Annotated in this window: 20 protein-coding genes; 13 read left to right on the top strand and 7 right to left on the bottom strand. The window is 75.3% G+C overall.

The genetic code is table 11. The features are described 5' to 3' along the window. Window positions 1-251 precede the first annotated feature (251 nt). Window positions 252-1,121 (bottom strand): HAD family hydrolase, encoded by an 870-nt coding sequence (locus JN535_RS20155; protein WP_205207585.1) that lies wholly within the window; start codon window positions 1,119-1,121, stop codon window positions 252-254. 59 nt (window positions 1,122-1,180) lie between these two features. Here JN535_RS20155 and JN535_RS20150 point away from each other — a divergent pair, with 59 nt between their 5' ends. Next, the gene (locus JN535_RS20150; protein ID WP_374100529.1) at window positions 1,181-1,474 is read left to right on the top strand and encodes a glutaredoxin family protein; all 294 of its coding nucleotides are present in this window, start codon (window positions 1,181-1,183) and stop codon (window positions 1,472-1,474) included. 58 nt (window positions 1,475-1,532) lie between these two features. Beyond that, entirely contained in the window at window positions 1,533-2,207 is a 675-nt protein-coding gene (locus JN535_RS20145) for a redox-sensing transcriptional repressor Rex (RefSeq protein ID WP_205207584.1), read from the top strand. 110 nt (window positions 2,208-2,317) lie between these two features. On the opposite strand, the gene JN535_RS20140 is transcribed toward JN535_RS20145, so the two are convergent. Next, window positions 2,318-2,869 carry a YceI family protein gene (locus tag JN535_RS20140; RefSeq protein WP_205207583.1) on the bottom strand — a complete coding sequence of 184 codons (552 nt, stop codon included), beginning with the start codon at window positions 2,867-2,869 and terminating at the stop codon, window positions 2,318-2,320. 169 nt (window positions 2,870-3,038) lie between these two features. Here JN535_RS20140 and JN535_RS20135 point away from each other — a divergent pair, with 169 nt between their 5' ends. The 6 genes from JN535_RS20135 to ccsB all read left to right on the top strand — a co-directional run bounded on the left by JN535_RS20135 (window position 3,039) and on the right by ccsB (window position 8,846). Beyond that, complete coding sequence (locus JN535_RS20135) at window positions 3,039-3,569, top strand: MarR family winged helix-turn-helix transcriptional regulator (RefSeq protein ID WP_205207582.1); 531 nt, start codon at window positions 3,039-3,041, stop codon at window positions 3,567-3,569. Window positions 3,570-3,641: 72 nt separating this feature from the next. After that, window positions 3,642-4,313 carry a histidine phosphatase family protein gene (locus JN535_RS20130; RefSeq protein WP_205207581.1) on the top strand — a complete coding sequence of 224 codons (672 nt, stop codon included), beginning with the start codon at window positions 3,642-3,644 and terminating at the stop codon, window positions 4,311-4,313. A 127-nt stretch (window positions 4,314-4,440) separates the two neighbouring features. Further along, window positions 4,441-5,073: a TlpA family protein disulfide reductase gene (locus JN535_RS20125; RefSeq protein ID WP_205207580.1), complete on the top strand. Its 633-nt coding sequence runs from the start codon at window positions 4,441-4,443 to the stop codon at window positions 5,071-5,073. A gap of 101 nt (window positions 5,074-5,174) precedes the next feature. Then, entirely contained in the window at window positions 5,175-5,930 is a 756-nt protein-coding gene (locus tag JN535_RS20120; protein ID WP_205207588.1) for a cytochrome c biogenesis CcdA family protein, read from the top strand. A 1-nt stretch (window position 5,931) separates the two neighbouring features. Further along, complete coding sequence (gene resB / locus JN535_RS20115) at window positions 5,932-7,830, top strand: cytochrome c biogenesis protein ResB (RefSeq protein WP_205207579.1); 1,899 nt, start codon at window positions 5,932-5,934, stop codon at window positions 7,828-7,830. Beyond that, window positions 7,827-8,846 (top strand): c-type cytochrome biogenesis protein CcsB, encoded by a 1,020-nt coding sequence (ccsB, locus tag JN535_RS20110; protein ID WP_205207578.1) that lies wholly within the window; start codon window positions 7,827-7,829, stop codon window positions 8,844-8,846. The genes resB and ccsB overlap by 4 nt, the downstream gene beginning before the upstream one ends. Before the next feature lie 55 nt (window positions 8,847-8,901). Here the strand turns inward: ccsB and JN535_RS20105 are convergent, their stop codons facing one another. Continuing rightward, window positions 8,902-9,372 (bottom strand): PLD nuclease N-terminal domain-containing protein, encoded by a 471-nt coding sequence (locus JN535_RS20105; RefSeq protein ID WP_205207577.1) that lies wholly within the window; start codon window positions 9,370-9,372, stop codon window positions 8,902-8,904. A gap of 31 nt (window positions 9,373-9,403) precedes the next feature. Here JN535_RS20105 and JN535_RS20100 point away from each other — a divergent pair, with 31 nt between their 5' ends. Continuing rightward, window positions 9,404-9,754, top strand: coding sequence for a DUF4229 domain-containing protein (locus tag JN535_RS20100; protein ID WP_205207576.1), 351 nt, complete (start codon window positions 9,404-9,406; stop codon window positions 9,752-9,754). Window positions 9,755-9,781: 27 nt separating this feature from the next. On the opposite strand, the gene JN535_RS20095 is transcribed toward JN535_RS20100, so the two are convergent. Next, window positions 9,782-10,651, bottom strand: a complete 870-nt coding sequence (locus tag JN535_RS20095; protein WP_205207575.1) for a 1,4-dihydroxy-2-naphthoate polyprenyltransferase — start codon at window positions 10,649-10,651, stop codon at window positions 9,782-9,784. A 54-nt stretch (window positions 10,652-10,705) separates the two neighbouring features. Further along, entirely contained in the window at window positions 10,706-11,971 is a 1,266-nt protein-coding gene (locus JN535_RS20090) for an AMP-binding protein (protein WP_205207574.1), read from the bottom strand. Window positions 11,972-12,069: 98 nt separating this feature from the next. Between JN535_RS20090 and JN535_RS20085 the strand changes: the two genes are divergently transcribed. Continuing rightward, window positions 12,070-13,146: a DUF3048 domain-containing protein gene (locus JN535_RS20085; protein ID WP_205207573.1), complete on the top strand. Its 1,077-nt coding sequence runs from the start codon at window positions 12,070-12,072 to the stop codon at window positions 13,144-13,146. 136 nt (window positions 13,147-13,282) lie between these two features. Continuing rightward, window positions 13,283-13,540, top strand: coding sequence for a hypothetical protein (locus JN535_RS20080; RefSeq protein ID WP_205207572.1), 258 nt, complete (start codon window positions 13,283-13,285; stop codon window positions 13,538-13,540). A 9-nt stretch (window positions 13,541-13,549) separates the two neighbouring features. Here JN535_RS20080 and JN535_RS20075 read toward each other — a convergent pair whose 3' ends face one another. Both JN535_RS20075 and JN535_RS20070 read right to left on the bottom strand, forming a co-directional pair. After that, window positions 13,550-14,551, bottom strand: coding sequence for a 1,4-dihydroxy-2-naphthoyl-CoA synthase (locus JN535_RS20075; protein ID WP_205207587.1), 1,002 nt, complete (start codon window positions 14,549-14,551; stop codon window positions 13,550-13,552). Between the two features lie 32 nt (window positions 14,552-14,583). Beyond that, complete coding sequence (locus tag JN535_RS20070; protein WP_205207571.1) at window positions 14,584-15,606, bottom strand: DMT family transporter; 1,023 nt, start codon at window positions 15,604-15,606, stop codon at window positions 14,584-14,586. A 66-nt stretch (window positions 15,607-15,672) separates the two neighbouring features. Between JN535_RS20070 and pdxR the strand changes: the two genes are divergently transcribed. Both pdxR and JN535_RS20060 read left to right on the top strand, forming a co-directional pair. Next, window positions 15,673-17,097 (top strand): MocR-like pyridoxine biosynthesis transcription factor PdxR, encoded by a 1,425-nt coding sequence (gene pdxR, locus JN535_RS20065; protein ID WP_205207570.1) that lies wholly within the window; start codon window positions 15,673-15,675, stop codon window positions 17,095-17,097. Between the two features lie 62 nt (window positions 17,098-17,159). Beyond that, window positions 17,160-17,483 (top strand): DMT family transporter, encoded by a 324-nt coding sequence (locus JN535_RS20060; RefSeq protein ID WP_205207569.1) that lies wholly within the window; start codon window positions 17,160-17,162, stop codon window positions 17,481-17,483. Window position 17,484 lies beyond the last annotated feature (1 nt).

Genomic DNA, 17,484 nt, shown 5'->3' with positions numbered 1-17,484 from the left:
GAACGAGCGGCGGATGGTAGACGCGGCACCACCACCCACCCCGCCCACCCAGGGCGACCACACGCCGTCGCACCCAAGAACCACGGTTCTACCTCGGCCAACCACGGTTCTACCTCGCGCGACCAGGGTTCTCCCTCGGCCCACCAGGGCTCTACCTCGCGCGACCAGGGCTCTACCTTGCTCGACCGCCGTTCCGCTAGGTAACCACGGTGCTCCCTCGCGCGGCCGGGCGTCGCCCTCGCCGGAGGGGCTCAGAGGCGGGCGATGCGGCGGTCGACGGCGCGGCGGACCGAGCGCAGGACGAGGGCGGCGGCCCACGCGGCGCCGGCCCAGCTCGCGGTGCGGACGCTGCTACGGGCGACGCGGCGACGTCGGCCACGGAACTCGCGGATGGGCCAGCCGACGTCCTGCGCGTAGCGGCGCAGCCGCGCATCCGGGTTGATGGGGCACGGGTGGCCGACCGCCTCCATCATCGTGACGTCGTTGAGCGAGTCGCCGTAGGCGTACGACGCCGCGAGGTCGATGTCCTCGCGCTCGGCCAGGGCCCGCACCCCGGCGGCCTTGGCGCGGCCGTGCATCATGTCGCCGACGAGCCGTCCGGTGTAGAAGCCGTCCTCGTGCTCCGCGACGGTGCCGAGAGCGCCGGTCGTGCCGAGCCGGCGGGCGATGAGCTCGCCGATCTCGACCGGGGTCGCGGAGACGAGCCACACCTGGTGCCCGGCGGCGAGGTGCTCGTCGAGCAGCCGGCGCGTGCCGGGGTAGATGCGCAGCGAGAGGACGGTGTCGTAGACCTCCTCGCCGATGGCGGTGACCTCGGCGACGGAGCGGCCGGCGATGAGTGCGAGCGCGCGTGACCGGATGCGGTCGATCTGCTGCTTGTTCTCGCCGAACAACAGGTAGCGCGCCTGGTGGACGGCGAACCGCACGATGTCGAGCGTCGAGAAGAACTCCCGCTGGTACAGGGCGCGCGCGAGGTGGAACGACGACGCGCCGCGGATGATCGTGTTGTCGACGTCGAAGAACGCGGCGGTCCGGTGCGCGGGAGCCGACGGTGCGCGACCGGCGGTAGGCGCGTCCTCGGGTGCGGTCGGGACGGGGCCCGGACCGGAAGACGTCGCCATGTCCCCACTCTAGGCGCTCTCTCGCACCGCCCCCGGACCGTGCTCGTACCCTGGGAGGCGTGACCGCCTCCGACGCTCCGACCCCTCCCGTCCTGCTCTACGGCCGCGCGGGGTGCCACCTGTGCGACGACGCGCGGGCCGTGGTCGAGGCGGTGTGCACCGAGGCCGGGGTCGCCTGGGCGGAGGTGGACGTCGACGCGCCGGGTGCGGACCCGGGCCTGCGCGAGCAGTACGGCGAGTACGTCCCGGTCGTGACGGTCGGCGGCGTCCAGCAGGGGTTCTGGCGCGTCGACGCGCGGCGGCTCGCGCGCGCCGTGCGCCGGATTTCGGCGGGGCGCGCGGACCTGGGATGATTCCTGCGGTGGAGCGTGACCGTCGACGAGGACGGTCCCAAGGACGACGGAGTGACGGGTGGCTGAGCAGGTAGTCGGTGAGGTGACGGCGCCGGGTATACCGAGCGCGACGGTGGCGCGGCTCCCGTCCTACCTGCGGGCGCTGCGGGACCTCGTGGCGCGGGGCGTCGCGACGACGTCCTCGGTCGAGCTCGCGGAGCTCTCCGGCGTCGGGCCCGCGCAGCTCCGCAAGGACCTGTCGTTCCTGGGCTCGTTCGGAACGCGCGGCGTCGGGTACGACGTGGACTCGCTCGCGCAGTACATCACCGAGGCGCTGGGGCTCGTGGACGAGCACCGCATCGCGATCGTCGGGATCGGCAACCTGGGGCACGCGCTCGCGAACTACTCGGGCTACGAGCAGCGCGGCTTCCACGTCGCGGCGCTCCTCGACGCGTCGCCGGACGTCGTGGGGACGCGGGCGGCGGGCCTCGTCGTCGAGCACGTCGACGCGCTCGAGGAGGTCGTGGAGCGCGAGAAGGTGTCGATCGTCGTCCTCGCGACGCCCGCGGCGCACGCGCAGTCCGTGGCGGACCGCGTCGTCGCGGCCGGAGTGCGGGAGATCCTCAACTTCGCGCCGCGCGCGCTGCAGGTGCCCGCGGACGTCGACGTGCGCGGCGTGGACGTCGGCAGCGAGCTGCAGATCCTCGCGTTCCACTCCCAGGCCCGCGCGCTCGCCGAGGCGCAGGACCGCTGAACGACGAGGGGCCGCGTGCTGCTGCACGCGGCCCCTCGGACGGCACCCCTGCCGGTGGGTGCAGTGTTCCGGGGAAATGTCCCGGGGAAGGGTGTCCCGGGAGTCGGGCGTCAGCCCTGCTTGATGGCCGAGACGTCGAGCGCGATCTTGATCTTGTCGCCGACGAGCACGCCGCCGGTCTCGAGCGCCGCGTTCCAGGTCAGGCCGAACTCCTTGCGCGAGATCTCCGTCGTCGCCTCGAAGCCGGCGCGCGCGTTGCCGAACGGGTCGGTGGCGGTGCCCGCGAACTCGGTCTCGAGCTCGACCGGCTTGGTCACGCCGTTGATGGTCAGGTCGCCCGCCACGACGTACGCGTCGCCGTCGCCGGAGATGCTCGTCGACGTGAAGCTCCACGTCGGCTTGTTCTCGGCGTCCCAGAAGTCCGCGCTGCGCAGGTGGTTGTCGCGGTTCTCGTCGCCCGTGCTCACGGACGCTGCGTCGAGCTCGGCGGTCACGGAGGTCGACTCGAGGTCGTCGCCCACGGTGATGGTGCCGGCCGTGATGGCGAGCGTGCCGCGCACCTTGGAGATGCCGGCGTGGCGGACCGTGAAGGCCGCCTGCGAGTGGGACGAGTCGAGGGCGTAGGTTCCGGCGTTGAGCCCGGCGGGCAGCGGCGTGGCCATGAGTGCTCCTGAGAGGTCGAGGTCCCGGGGGACCGGACTTGGTTGAAGGTTCAACTTCGTACGAGCGTATCAACAGCAGGGGTCGATCCGTCTATTCCCGAGGGGGTGGAACAATGTTCCGCGAGGTTCGACCCCCGACCCGCCACAGTCCGCCAGCGCCCGAGGACCTATGACCAGCAACGACGTCGACAAGCCGCCGACGACGGCCGCAACCGGCACCGTCGCGCCCGCGAGCGGGGAGCCGCGCTGGCTCGACGCCGACCAGCAGCGGCTGTGGCGCGCCTACCTCGACGGGACGGTGCGCTTCATCGAGGCGCTGGGGCGCGACCACGAGGAGCGGTCCGAGGTGTCGCTCAACGAGTACGAGCTCCTCGTCCGGCTCTCGGAGAGCCCCGACCACACGCTGCGCATGTCCGCGCTCGCCGACGGCCTCGCGCGCTCCCGCAGCCGCGTCACGCACACCGTGGCGCGCATGGAGGCGCGCGGACTGGTCCGACGCTCGGCGAGCACGGGCGACCGCCGGGGCGTGAACTGCGCGATGACGACCGAGGGCTACCGCGTGCTCGTCGCGTCCGCGCCGGCGCACGTCGCGGCCGTGCGCCGGTTCATGGTCGACGTGCTCACGCCGGAGCAGTTCCGCGCGCTCGGCGAGGCGATGGCCGCGGTCGCCGAGGCCTGCAAGGCGGACCGCGACTCCTGACCGCCGACCGCCGTCTCGGGTCGCCGGGAGGCAGGTGCCGGTCAGAGCCCGGAGTGCGGGACACTGGTGCGCATGGTCTCCACCATCGTCCACCTCCTGCGCCACGGCGAGGTCCACAACCCCGACGGCGTCCTCTACGGCCGCATCCCCGGCTACCACCTCTCCGAGCGTGGCCACGAGATGGCCCGCCGCGTCGCCGCGCACCTCGCGGGCGAGCCCGGTCCCGACGGCACGTCACGTCCGCGCGCCGACCTCGCCGTCGTCGTCGCCTCGCCCCTCCAGCGGGCCCAGGAGACGGCCACGCCGGTCGCCGAGGCGTTCGGCCTCGAGCTCGGCACCGACGACCGGCTCGTCGAGGCCGCGAACCACTTCGAGGGCATGACCTTCGGCGTCGGGGACGGGTCGCTGCGCCACCCCCAGCACTGGCGCTACCTGTGGAACCCGTTCCGGCCGTCGTGGGGCGAGCCGTACACCGAGCAGGTCGCGCGGATGAGGGCGGCCGTGGCCGACGCCCGCGACAAGGCCGCGGGCCACGAGGCCCTCCTCGTGAGCCACCAGCTCCCGGTATGGCTCACGCGCCTGAGCTTCGAGAACCGCCGGCTGTGGCACGACCCGCGCAAGCGGGAGTGCTCGCTCGCGTCGCTCACGTCGCTCCACTTCGAGGACGACCGCCTCGTCGGCCTGCACTACTCCGAGCCCGTCGCCGACCTCCTCCCGGGCGCCGCGACCGTCGCGGGGGCGTGACGTCGGTCATGTCTCGTGCCGTCGTCGCCGTCCGGACGCCCGAACCGTCCCGTTCGGGAGTGGCGGAGGTCACGTCTCTCAGGTGGCGTCCAGGAACCCCGGGCAGGGTGCCTCCCGTGATGACGCCGTGACCGCCAGCTCGCGCGCGCGTGACCCGCGCGCCCTCCCGCCCGTCCGCCGCGTGCTGACCGCGGGCGTCGTGGTCGCCGCGACGCTCGGCCTCGCGGCGTGCGCCCAGGACTCCGGCGCGACGACGGACGTCGTCGGGCAGGGCTACGTCTCCGGCGACGGCTCGGTCCGCACCTGGGACCCCGGCGAGCGGGGCGACGTCGTCGCGCTCACCGGCACCGACTACGAGGGCGAGCAGGTCGACACGAGCGCCTGGCTGGGCGACGTCGTCGTCCTCAACACCTGGTACGCGGCGTGCGCGCCGTGCCGCGCCGAGGCGCCCGACCTCGTGGCGCTCGCGAACGACCGGGCCAACGACGGCGTGCAGGTGCTCGGCATCAACACGACCGACGAGGCGGGTGCCGCGCAGGCGTTCCAGCGCCGGTTCGAGGTGCCCTACCCGTCGATCGACGACCGCAGCGGGGAGGTCGTCGCGGCGCTCTCCGGCACCGTGCCGCTCCAGGCCGTGCCGTCGACGGTCGTGCTCGACCGCGAGGGCCGCGTCGCGGCGCGCGTCATCGGGCTCGCGGAGGGCTCGACCCTGACCGCGCTCGTCGACGACGTGCTCGCCGGGGACGAGGCGGCCGGCTGACCGTGGTCACCCTCGCGTCCCTCGCCGCCACCGTCCCCGCCTCCGCGCTCCCCGCGGCGAGCGTCGGCGACACGTTCGCCGCGACGGTCTGGAGCGGGTCGATGCTGCTGGCGGTCCCGGTGGCGGTGCTGGCCGGGCTCGCCTCTTTCGCGTCGCCGTGCGTGCTGCCGCTCGTGCCCGGGTACGTCGGCTACGTCTCCGGCATGGCCGCGGCGAACGCCGGCAGCGGGCGCGGACCGTCCGGGGGCACGACGACGGCCACCCGGGTCACGGCGCCGAGCCGCGGGCGCGTGCTCGCGGGGGTCGCGCTCTTCGTCGCCGGGTTCACCCTCGTCTTCGTCGCGCTGATGGTCGCGGCCGGCGCGATCGGCGTGCACCTGGTCCGCTGGGAGGACGTCATCACGCGCGTCCTGGGCGTGGTCGTCGTCCTCATGGGGCTCGCCTTCATGGGTGCGGTCCCGTTCCTGCAGCGCGAGCGGCGGCTGCACCTGAGCCCGCAGGCCGGGCTGTGGGGAGCGCCGCTGCTCGGCGTCGTGTTCGGGCTCGGCTGGACGCCGTGCCTCGGTCCGACGCTCGTCGCCGTGCAGTCGCTGTCGCTGAACGAGGCGTCGGCGGGCCGTGGCGCGATCCTCGGGGTCGCCTACTGCCTCGGACTGGGCGTGCCGTTCCTGCTCATCGCGCTCGGCCTGCAGAGCTCGCAGCGCATGCTCGGGTTCCTGCGCCGGCACCGCCTCGCGATCATGCGGATCGGCGGTGGGCTGCTCGTGCTCATCGGTCTCGCCCTGGTCACCGGCCTGTGGACGACCTGGACCACGACCATGCAGGGCTGGATCGACGGTTACGTGACGGTGGTGTGAGATGACCGAACGGACCGGCCAGGCCGCGAAGGCCGGGGAGCAGGCGGAGCGGACGGCGGGCTACCGCCCCGAGGGCATCGACGACGCGTTCTCGGCGGGCGACGGCCCGGGGGACCGGACGACCCCGGGTGGCGGCAGCGGCGCAGGAGGCGACGGCGGCCCGGCGCTCCCGAGGCTCGGCTGGCGCGGCACGCTGCGCTGGACGTGGCGCCAGCTCACGAGCATGCGGGTCGCGCTCATGCTCCTCATGCTGCTCGCGGTCGCGGCGGTGCCCGGCTCCGTCCTGCCGCAGCGCCCGCAGGACCCCGCGGCCGTGCTGCGCTACCTCCAGGAGAACCCGACGACGGGGGAGTGGCTCGACCGGCTCGGCTTCTTCGACGTCTACGCCTCGGTGTGGTTCTCCGCGATCTACCTCCTGCTGTTCGTCTCGCTCGTCGGCTGCATCCTGCCGCGCACGAAGGCGCACTGGCAGGCGCTGCGCACGCGCCCGCCGCGCACGCCGCGGCGCTTCGACCGCTTCCCGGCGCAGGCGCGCGTCGTCACCGACGCCTCCCCGGACGAGGTCGTCGCGGCGGCGAGCACCCACCTGCGCGGCCGCCTGCGCCGGCTGCCGACGTTCCGCGTCGACACCGGCGCCGAGGAGGCCGCCCCGGCGCGCGGCCGCGCCGCTGCGCGCCCCGCGGCGCGCACCGTGTCCGCCGAGCGCGGCTACGTGCGCGAGACCGGCAACCTGCTGTTCCACCTGTCGCTCGTCGGCCTCCTGGTCGCCGTCGCGACGGGCCAGCTCTTGCACTACCGCGGTCAGGCGATCGTCACCGAAGGACGCGGGTTCGCGAACGCGGTCGTCGACTACGACACGTTCGAGAACGGCGCCTGGTTCCGCCCGTCGTCGCTCGTGCCGTTCTCCATGACGCTCGACGCGTTCGAGTCGGAGTTCGCCCAGGACTCCGTCGCGTTCGCGCAGTCGCGCGACTTCACGGCGACGGTCACCGTGCGCGACCCCGACGGTGCGACCCACGAGGAGACCATCAAGGTCAACCACCCGCTCACCGCGGGCGGCGCCAAGATCTACCTCCAGGGCAACGGGTTCGCGCCCGAGGTCACGGTGCACGACGCCGACGGCGAGGTCGCGTTCTCCGGCCGCGTGCCGTTCCTGCCCGAGGACACGATGTACACCTCGCGCGGCGTCATCAAGGTGCCCGACGTGTCGGCCGGCCTCGACCAGATCGGGCTCGTCGGGTACTTCCTCCCCACGGCCGAGATCAGCGAGGACGGACAGACCGCGGCGTCGGTGTACCCGCAGCCGATCAACCCGCTGCTCGTGCTCGAGGTCTACCGCGGCGACCTCGGCCTCGACGAGGGCCTGCCGCAGAACGTCTACCGCCTCGACACCGACGGCCTCACGCCGTCGGTCGACGAGGACGGCGAGCGCGTCAAGCTCCTCGTCGCCCCGGGCGAGACCGTCGACCTGCCCGACGGCCTCGGGACGATCACGTTCGACTCGCTGCCGCGCTACGTCGCGCTCGACCTGCGCCACGACCCGTCGCTCACGTGGGTGCTCGTGTTCTCGCTCGGCGCGCTCACGGGCCTCGCCGTCTCGCTCTTCACCCCGCGCCGCCGCGTGTGGGTGCGCGCCTGGCGCGAGGAGGTGCCCGGGACGGGCGACGACCCCCCGCGCGAGCGCACCGTCGTCGCCGTCGCGGGCCTCGCCCGCGGGGACGACGCTGGCCTCCAGGGCGAGGTGGACTCGCTTCTCGCCGCGCTCCCGGGCGTGGCACCATCGGGTGAGGGCGACCTCACCTCGTCGCCGGGGCGCATCCCGGCGGACGGCACCCGCCCGACCGGGCGTCCCGCACAGGACCCGACCGCGCGCGACCGCGCACGAAAGGCTGACCGATGACCGTAGCCGAGCTGAGCCAGGACCTCGTCTGGGCCGCTGCGACTGCCCTGACCGTCGCGCTCGTCGCGTTCGCGATCGACCTCGCGCGGCTGGCGGGCCGCGCCGACGACGTGCGGGCCGAGGCGCGGGCCGACGCGAAGGTGCCCGGCGCCGAGGTTCTCGCGGGCGCGGGCGCGTCGGCGTCGCCGTACGGCCCGGACGCGCCGGACGCCGTCGACGCCGCGCCCGTCGCCACGCCCGAGCCGTCGCGCAAGGCCGCCAACATCGGGATCTCGCTCACGTGGCTCGGGACGGCGCTGCTGCTCGTCGCGATCGTCACGCGGGGGATCGCCGCGGGCCGCACGCCCTGGGCCAACATGTACGAGTTCACGCTCGTCGGTGCCTTCGTCGCCCTCGCGGTGTTCCTCGGTGTCTCGCTCAAGCGCGACGTGCGCTTCCTCGGGTCGTTCGTGACCGGCCTCGCGGTGCTCTTCCTCGTGCTCGCGCAGAACGCGTTCTTCGTCGCCGCGACGGGCGTGCAGCCCGCGCTCCAGTCCTACTGGCTCGTCATCCACGTGGGCGTCGCGATCATCGCGACCGGCATCTTCACCGTCGCCTTCGTGACGTCCGTCCTCCAGCTCCTGCGCGACTCGCGCGACTCCGGCAACGCGTTCCTCGGCGCGCGCGGCTGGCGCTGGCTCGACTCGACGCCCGGGCCCGTGCAGCTCGAGGCGCTGAGCTTCCGCCTCAACGCGGTCGCGTTCGTGCTGTGGACGTTCACCATCATCGGCGGCGCGATCTGGGCCGAGCACGCGTGGGGCCGCTACTGGGGCTGGGACCCCAAGGAGGTCTGGAGCTTCGTCGTCTGGATCGTGTACGCGGCCTACCTGCACGCGCGCACGACCCGCGGCTGGTCCGGGCGCCGGGCGGCGTACTTCGTGATCGTCGGCTACGCGTGCGTGCTGTTCAACTTCACCGGCGTGAACCTGCTGTTCAACGGCAAGCACTCGTACTCGGGCCTCAACCCGGGCGACTGAGCCCGGCCCGGCGCCGCGCGCTCACCGAGCGCCCGACCGGCGGGTGGTGGGGTGGTCAGCGGGCGGTGTCGTCGCCGTCGTCGGTGCCGTTGCTCGCTCCGGGACGACGCGCGTCGCCGTCGTCCTCGGCCCGGCCGTCCTCCGTCGTGCCCCCGGCCGCCGGAGGAGCGTCGTCCGTCGCGGGCGACGGCGCCTCGTCGCGTGCCTGGCGGCGCTGCTGCTGCTCGAGCCGCCACAGGAACTCGGGGTCGTCGTCGGGGGCGAGGGGCGCGCTGCGACGACGGCGCGCGGCGCCGTTCGACGAGCCGCCCGAGGGGCGGCCGCCCGCGTACCGCGAGCCCGAGCGGGACGCGGACCGCTTGACGAGGATCCACGCGATCGGGCCGAGGAACGGCAGCAGGATGATGAGGACGATCCACAGCCCCTTCGGGATGCCGCCGCGCTCCTCCTCGTCGCTCGAGGCGAGGTCGACGAGCGCGTAGACCGCGAGGCCGACGGCGATGAGGGGGAGCAGCACGCGAAGCATGGCTCCAGCCTACGGGCCGTACCCTGGAGTCGTGCCTGTCGTCGTCTACTCCGTCCTGCGTCTGCTGCTCTTCGCGGTCGCGCTCGCCGCGCTCTGGTTCGCCGGCCTCCGGGGCTGGCTGCTCGTCCTCGTCGCCGCGGTCGTCGCGCTCATGCTGTCGTACCTGACCCTGCGCAAGCCCCGCGACGCGGCCTCGCGCTACCTCGCCGAGCGGGCAGAGCACCGCGCCCGGACGGGTGAGCGGTTCTCGCGCGAGATCGAGGACGACGCGGCGGCCGAGGACGCGGCCCTCGACGCGGCCCTCGAACCCGAGGGGAACGCGACGTCGTCGGGCACGGACGCGACGCCGACCGAGCAGCCCGGGACGTCGTCGGCCCGCTGAGCCGCCGGGGCCGCGGCCTGCCGACGCTCAGAGCGCGAGCCCGACCCCCAGCAGCACGCCGTACGCGAGCTCGAACAGCCCGGTCCCGGCGAGCACCGGCACGAGGAGCGGTCCGCGCGCGCCCGCGATCACCGGGAGCGTGAGGAGCACGGCCGGCAGCAGGAGGACCAGGGTGCCGAGCGCCCAGGGCGACGCGAACGCGCACACGACCACTAGCAGCAGCGGGACCCAGATCATCGCGACGTACGCCCGGCGCGCACGGAAGTCGCCGAGCCGTACCGCGAGCGTGCGCTTGCCCGCGACCACGTCGGTGGGGATGTCGCGGATGTTGTTGACCATGAGGATCGCGCACGCGAGCAGCCCCACCGCGACCGCGCCGACGGCCGAGGGCCACGTGACCACGTCCGCCTGCGTGTAGGTGGTGCCGAGCGTGGCCACGAGCCCGAAGAACACGAACACCCCGACCTCACCGAGGCCCCGGTAGCCGTAGGGGTTGCGCCCGCCCGTGTAGTACCAGCCCGCGAGGATCGCGAGCGCGCCCACGGCGACCAGCCACCAGTGGCCGGTCACCGCGCAGAGCACGAGCCCGAGGACGGCGGCGACGCCGAACGCGCCGAACGCCGCGGCGCGCACCTGCCCGGGTCGCGCGGCGCCGGTCGCGGTGAGCCGCATGGGGCCGACGCGGTCGAGGTCGGTGCCCCGCACGCCGTCGGAGTAGTCGTTCGCATAGTTCACGCCCACCTGGAGCGCGAGCGCGACGCCGAGCGCGAGCAGCGCCGGCCACAACGCGAAACCGTCCACCTGGGCCGCGGCGCCGGACCCGACGATGACGGGCGTCGCGGCGGCGGGGAGGGTGCGGGGGCGCGCGCCCGCGACCCACTCGGTGGTGCTGGCCATGGTGCTCCGTCTCGGTCGTGCGGGTCGTGCGGGGTGGTGGGGACCGCGGGCGGCTCAACCAGGGCGGGACTGGAGGTGCCCGACGGCGAGCCGCGCCACCGCGGCGCGGTCCACCTTGCCGGGCCCCCGGCGCGGGAGATCCGCGACGACGAGCACGCGACGCGGTGCGGCCGCCCGCTCCAGCCTATCCGCGACGTGGTCCCGGACCGTGGCGACGAGCGCGGTCGGGGCTTCCGCGACCACGACCGTGCCCTCGCGACCGGGGCCGGGAGGGGCGGGCGCCGGCTCGGCGGTCGTGACGACCGCGACGACCTCCTGCCCCCACTCCGGGTGCGGCACGCCGACGACGCACGCCTCGCCCACGCCGTCGACCTCGGCGACCAGGGCCTCGACCGCGGCCGGGGCGACGTTGACGCCGCCCGAGACGACGACGTCGTCCGCCCGGCCGAGCACGGTGAGCGAGGGCCCGTCCGGCGACCCGTCGAGCCGGCCGAGATCGCTGGTGCGGAACCAGCGCGTGCCGTCGTCGTCGGTGCGGAACGCGTGCGCGGTCGCGGCCGGGTCGCCGAGGTAGCCGTCGGCGAGGAACGGTCCGGAGAGCTCGATGACGCCCGGGGCGCCGTCCGGCCCGTCCGCGGCCGTCGGGCGTGCGAGGCGCACGCGCGCGCCCGCCAGCGGCACGCCGTCGTACACGCAGCCGCCGCTCGTCTCCGTCATGCCGTAGGTGGTCACGACGCGCGCGCCCGCCGCCCTCGCGCGGCGCAGCAGCGCGGGCGGCGCGGCGGCACCGCCGAGCAGGACGGCGTCGAGGGCGCAGAGCGCGTCGAGGGCCGCCGCGCCGCCGTCCGAGCCCGCCTCCGCCGCGGCGAGCAGGCGGTGGAGCTGCGTGGGGACGAGCGAGACGTACCGGCGCTCCGCACGCGGCGACCGGGCGACGAGCGCGGCGAACCCGGCCGGGGTGAAGGGCTCGTCCTCCGGCGCGACCGTGAGGCCTCGCCCCGCCGCGTGCGCGCGGGCGACCACCTGCACGCCCGCGACGTGCGTCGCGGGCAGCGTCAGGAGCCAGTGCCCGGGGCCGCCCAGCCGCTGGTGCGTCGCGGCGCCGGAGGCGCGCAGCGCGGCCGCGGACAGCACGACCTCGCGCGGCTCGCCCGTCGAGCCCGACGTGCGCAGGACGAGCGCGGCGCCCGGCGGGACGTCGGCGCGCCCTGGCCGGGGGAGCGGCGGGACGGGCGCCACCGGAGGGCCGTCGCCGTCGAGCGCGGCGCCGACCGCCGAGACCAGGGCGCCGAGATCGGCGGGGACGACGGCGCGGTTCACCGGATCAGCGTAGGCCGGGCCGTAGGGTGACGGGGAAGCGCACGTCCGTCGCAGGGGCTGCTCCGGGACCGGGTCCTGGACCGACGGGGAGGTCGAGGATGACGAGGACGGCACGAGGGCCGGGTGCGGCCCGGGCGGGGCTGGTGGTCGCGCTCGCCGCGGCGACCGTCCTGCTCGCGGGGTGCGGCGGCGAGCCCGCCGCGCCCATCACGGAGACGGTCCCCGCGGACGTGTCCGCGGACAAGAGCGCGCCGCCGACGCCGGACGTGCCGCTCGTCTGGCCGCTGACCGGCGTCGCGGCCGAGGAGGTCGCCGACCGGCCGGCTCTCGCGGTGAAGATCGAGAACGCGCCCCAGGCGCGCCCGCAGACCGGCCTCGAGCAGGCCGACGTCGTGTGGGAGGAGGTCGTCGAGGGCGGCATCACGCGCTTCGTCGCGGTCTACCACTCGCAGGTCCCCGCGAGCGTGGGGCCGGTCCGCTCGGTCCGGCCGATGGACCCGGCGATCGTCGGCCCGCTGCACGGGATCCTCGCGTACACGGGCGGGCAGGAGCCGTTCATCGATGCCGTCGGCGCGGCGGGCGTCCAGTCGGTCGTCATGGACGAGGGTGACGACGGGTTCGCCACGACGCGCGCGCGCCGTGCTCCGCACAACGTCTACGGCAGCCCGGAGGAGTTCTGGGCCCAGGCCGACGGCGACCGCACCGCGCCCCCGCCGGCCCAGTTCGTCTTCGCGCGCGAGCCCGGGACAGGCTCGGCGACGGTGACGGGCAGCGCGGCGACGCGGCTCGGCGTGCGGCTCACGTTCGCGAGCAGCGCGGTGTGGGAGTGGGACGCCGGCGAGGGTCGCTACGTCCGCAGCGAGGGCGACACGCCCGCGGTGTCCTCGGACGAGGTGCGGCTCTCGGCGACGAACGTCGTGCTGCTGGCCGCGCCGATGCAGGACACGGCGTTCAAGGACCCGGCCGGGGCTCCCGTCCCGGAGACGAAGCTCGTGGGGACGGGCGAGGGCGTCGTGGCGAGTGGCGGCAAGCACGTTCCGGTGACGTGGTCCAAGGAGACGGTCGAGTCCCCGGTGGTGCTCACGGGCGCGGACGGGAAGCCCGTCGAGCTCGAGCCCGGGACGTCGTGGATCGAGCTCGTCCCGACCGGGTCGGGGAGCTGGGAGATCGGCTGACCGCCGCTCCCTCCCGGCGGCGTCCTGGGTCCTCCCCACGGCGTACGCGTGCTCCGTCCCGGGGTGGAGCGGCCGTCGAACAGGTCGAGTCGCGGGGCCGACGCGGCGACCGGGTCCGGGGCGGCACCGTGGAGTCATGGCAACCGTCGTCCCGCACCCCGTCCACCCGTCCCAGCCCGGCACCCCTGGCGAAGGCGCCTCGCAGCGCTCGGCCGAGGGGCAGCTCCCGCCGTCCTACCCGCCGCGCGCACCGCGCGACGACGAGCCGGGCGTCGCCCGCTCGGCGGCACCCGTCGCGATCTCGGTGGGTCTCCTGTTCGGCCTCGCCGTCGCCGCGGCGTTCGTCGGCCGCGGCCTCATCGAGATGCTCACCAGCATGGTCGGCGGCTCCTGACCCGCCGGGTCAGAACGCGTAGCCGAACCGGCCCCAGTCCGGGTCGCGCCGCTCGAGGAACGCGTCGCGGCCCTCGACCGCCTCGTCGGTCATGTACGCGAGCCGCGTCGCCTCGCCCGCGAAGACCTGCTGGCCCATGAGCCCGTCGTCCGCGAGGTTGAACGCGAACTTGAGCATGCGGATCGCCTGCGGCGACTTCGTCGCGATCGTGCGCGCGTAGTCCAGCGCGAGCGACTCGAGGTCCGCGTGGTCCGCGACCTCGTTCACCGCCCCCCACTCGTACGCGTCCTGCGCCGAGTACTCCCGTGCGAGGAAGAAGATCTCCCGCGCCCGCTTCTGCCCCACCTGGCGCGCCAGGTACGCCGAGCCGTATCCGCCGTCGAACGAGCCGACGTTCGCGTCGGTCTGCTTGAACCGCGCGTGCTCGCGGCTCGCGATCGACAGGTCGGCGACGACGTGGAGCGAGTGCCCGCCGCCGGCCGCCCACCCGTTGACGACGGCGACGACGACCTTGGGCATCGTCCGGATGAGCCGCTGCACCTCGAGGATGTGCAGGCGCCCTGCACGGGCCGGGTCCACCGCGTCGCGCGTGTGCACGTCGCCGCCCCCGTCGGGCGCGGTCGTGTACTGGTAGCCCGACCGGCCGCGGATGCGCTGGTCGCCGCCCGAGCAGAACGCCCACCCGCCGTCCTTCGGGGAGGGCCCGTTGCCCGTGAGGAGCACGGTCCCCACGTCGGACGTCATGCGCGCGTGGTCGAGCACGCGGTACAGCTCGTCCACGGTGTGGGGGCGGAACGCGTTGCGGACCTCCGGGCGGTCGAACGCGACGCGCACCACGGGCAGGTCGCGCACGACCGCGCCGCTCGCGTCGCGCTCGACGCCGCGGTGGTACGTGACGTCGGTCAGCTCCTCGAACCCGGCGACGTCGCGCCACACGGCGGGGTCGAACGTCTCGGACACCTGACGGGGGAGCGCGTGGTCGCGGTCGGCCGGGGCGTCGTCGGCGGGCACGGCGGAGGTGGGTTCGGAGCTGCTCACGGTCGTCACGGTAGCCGCTGCGGGGCGAGGCCCGCGCCCGGCGCGGGCGCCCCCGCGTCGGCGCGGGGAGCGGGCACCGGGGCGTCGGCGCCGTGCGGCGGCGCCGAGAGGCCGAGGACGAGGCCGGCCCCGACGACGAGCGTCCCGAGCAGGGAGCGGGCGTCGAGCGACTCGAACCCGAGGGCGACCGAGGTCACGAGCGCCGCGACGGGCAGGAGGCCCGCGAACAGGCCGGCCCGCGCGGGGCCGATCGCGGCCAGCCCGGAGTACCAGAGCAGGAACGCGACGGCCGTGACGACGACGGCGAGGTACGCGAGCGCGGCGAGCTCGGCGGCGTCGGGCGCGACCAGGAACGGCTGCCCGGTGACGCGCTGCCGGACGAGGCCGAGCACGGCGAGCTGGGGGACGGCCAGGACGCACGCGTACGCGGAGACGCGCAGCGCGCCGAGCGTCGGCAGGAGCGGCACGGCGAGCAGCGAGAAGCAGACCTCGCACGCGAGCGCCCCGAGCGCGAGCGCGACGCCGACCGGGTCCCCGGAGCCGCCGCCCTCGACGACCACGACGCCGGCCGTCACGACGACCGCCGCCGCGAGCGTCCGGACAGCGACGCGGCGCGCCCGGAGCGCGGCGGCCGCGGCGAGCACGACGGGCGAGGCGCCGACGACCGCTCCGACCAGGGACGGGTCCGCGCGCCCCGCGCTCTCGACCACGAGCACGCTGAAGCCGACGAGGCCGGTCGCCGCGAGCGCGGTCAGGCGCACCAGCGCGCGGGGCGAGGGCAGCACCCACGGCACGCGCCGCGCGGCGAGGACGGCGAGCAGGACGAGCGCCGCGACGGCGTAGCGCGCGGCCTGGCCGCCCAGCACCGGGAAGTCGGCGAGGGCGGCGGACGCGACGAACGACGAGCCGACGATCACCATGCCGACGGCGCACCGGACGTCCCCGGCACGCGCGGCGCCGGGGCGACGGGGGACGGCCTGGACGTCCGGCAGCGGACGGCGGGCTGACCGGTGAGGGGACGGTGGCATGCGTCGACCGTACGAGCCGGCTGGACCAGGGTGCAGGGCCAGTTCGTGCCTGGTTCACTGGACCAGATGACGACCCGGATCGATCCCGACGCCCTGCTGCTCGTCCTCGGTCCGCGTCCGGCGCGCGACGTCGGCCGTTGGCTCCACCACGGTCTGCGCGCCGCGGTGGTCGACGGGCGCCTCGAGGCCGGGGCGTTGCTCCCGTCGGGCCGCGACGCGGCGGCGGCGCTCGGGGTGTCGCGGGGCACGGTCATGACGGCCGTCGACGTGCTCGTGGGCGAAGGGCTGCTCGTGTCCCGGCCCCGGTCCGGGGTGGTCGTGGCGGCACTGCCCGCCGCGCCGTCGGGCCGCGCGGCGACCGCGCCGACGGCGGCACGTGGTGCCGTGAGCGTCGGCACGCCGGACCCCGCGCTCTTTCCCCGCGCCGCGTGGGCGCGTGCCGTGCGCGACGGCGTGCGGGGCCTGGCCGACGCCGACCTGGGCTACCCGGACCCCCAGGGGCTGCCGGCGCTGCGCGAGGCGCTCGCGGTCCATCTGCGCCGCGCGCGAGGGGCCCAGGTCACGGCGGACGATGTGGTCGTGGTGAGCGGGGTCGCCCAGGCGCTCTCCCTCCTCGCCCGGCTCCTGGCCGAGGGGCGCGTCGCGGGCGAGCGCCCCGCAGGGCGCGTGCGCATCGCGGTCGAGGACCCGTCGTCGCGCGGCGCGGTCGAGCTGCTGCGGGACGCCGGCCTGCGGACGGTCGGCGTGCCCGTGGACGCCGACGGCGTGCGCGCGGACCTGCTGCCCGACGACGCGCGCGCCGCCCTCGTGACGCCCGCGCACCAGTTCCCGCTCGGGGTCGTCCTCGGGCCCGAGCGACGGCGCGCGCTGCTCGCGTGGGCGGCGGCGGACGACCGCCTCGTGCTCGAGGACGACTACGACGCCGAGCTGCGGTACGACCGTCGGCCCGTGGCCTCCGTGCAGGCGCTGGACCCCGAGCGCGTCGTGCTGCTCGGCTCGGTGTCCAAGCTGCTGTCGCCGGCGCTGCGGCTCGGCTGGGTCGTGGCGCCGCCGCGCGTCGTCGGACCGCTGGTGGAGGCCAAGCGGCACGCGGACCTCGGGACCTCGGTGCCGGAGCAGGCGGCGCTCGCCGAGCTCCTCGCGTCGGGCGCCTACCAGCGGCACCTGCGCCGGGCCCGGCTCGTGTACCAGCGGCGGCGTCGCCTGCTGCTCGACGCGCTCGCGCGTGGTCTGCCGGGGGTGGAGGTGGGCGGGGTCGCCGCCGGGCTCCATCTCGTCGTGCCGCTGCCGGGCCCGGCCGCCGAGCGCACCGCGGTGCACGGGCTGCGCGCGGCGGGCGTGCCCGCGGAGGCGCTGAGCGGGACGGGGGTCGATCGCGCCGAGGCGGGGGTCGTCGTCGGGACGGCGCGCGTGCGCGAGCACGACGTCGCGCGCGTCGTGGCGGTGCTGCGGGACGTGGTCTTGACGGCCGACGAAGAACTGGTACGTTAGTACCAGTTCGCGCACGACGGCGGGCCCTGCCACCCGGTGCGCCGACCCGAGGGAGTCTCCCCATGGCATGGATCGTCCTCATCGCGTCCGGCATGCTCGAGGCCGGCTGGGCGCTGAGCCTCAAGGCGTCGCACGGCTTCACGAGGCTCTGGCCGAGCGTGGGGTTCGTCGTCATGCTCGTCCTGAGCATGGTCGGCCTGAGCGTCGCGCTGAAGTCGCTGCCCGTCGGCGTGGCCTACGGTGTCTGGGTGGGGATCGGGGCCTCGCTCACCGCCGTCCTCGCCGTCGTCCTGTTCGACGAGCCCGTGACCGTCCTCAAGGTGATCTCGCTGGTGCTGATCGTCGCGGGCGTCGTCGGGCTCAACCTCTCCGGGGGAGGGCACTGAC

Source organism: Cellulosimicrobium cellulans (assembly GCF_016921195.1).
GTDB classification, from domain to species: Bacteria; Actinomycetota; Actinomycetes; order Actinomycetales; family Cellulomonadaceae; genus Cellulosimicrobium; species Cellulosimicrobium cellulans_F.
The sequence above is the reverse complement of the archived record's forward strand: the minus strand, read 5'-3'. Positions and strand labels throughout refer to the sequence as shown.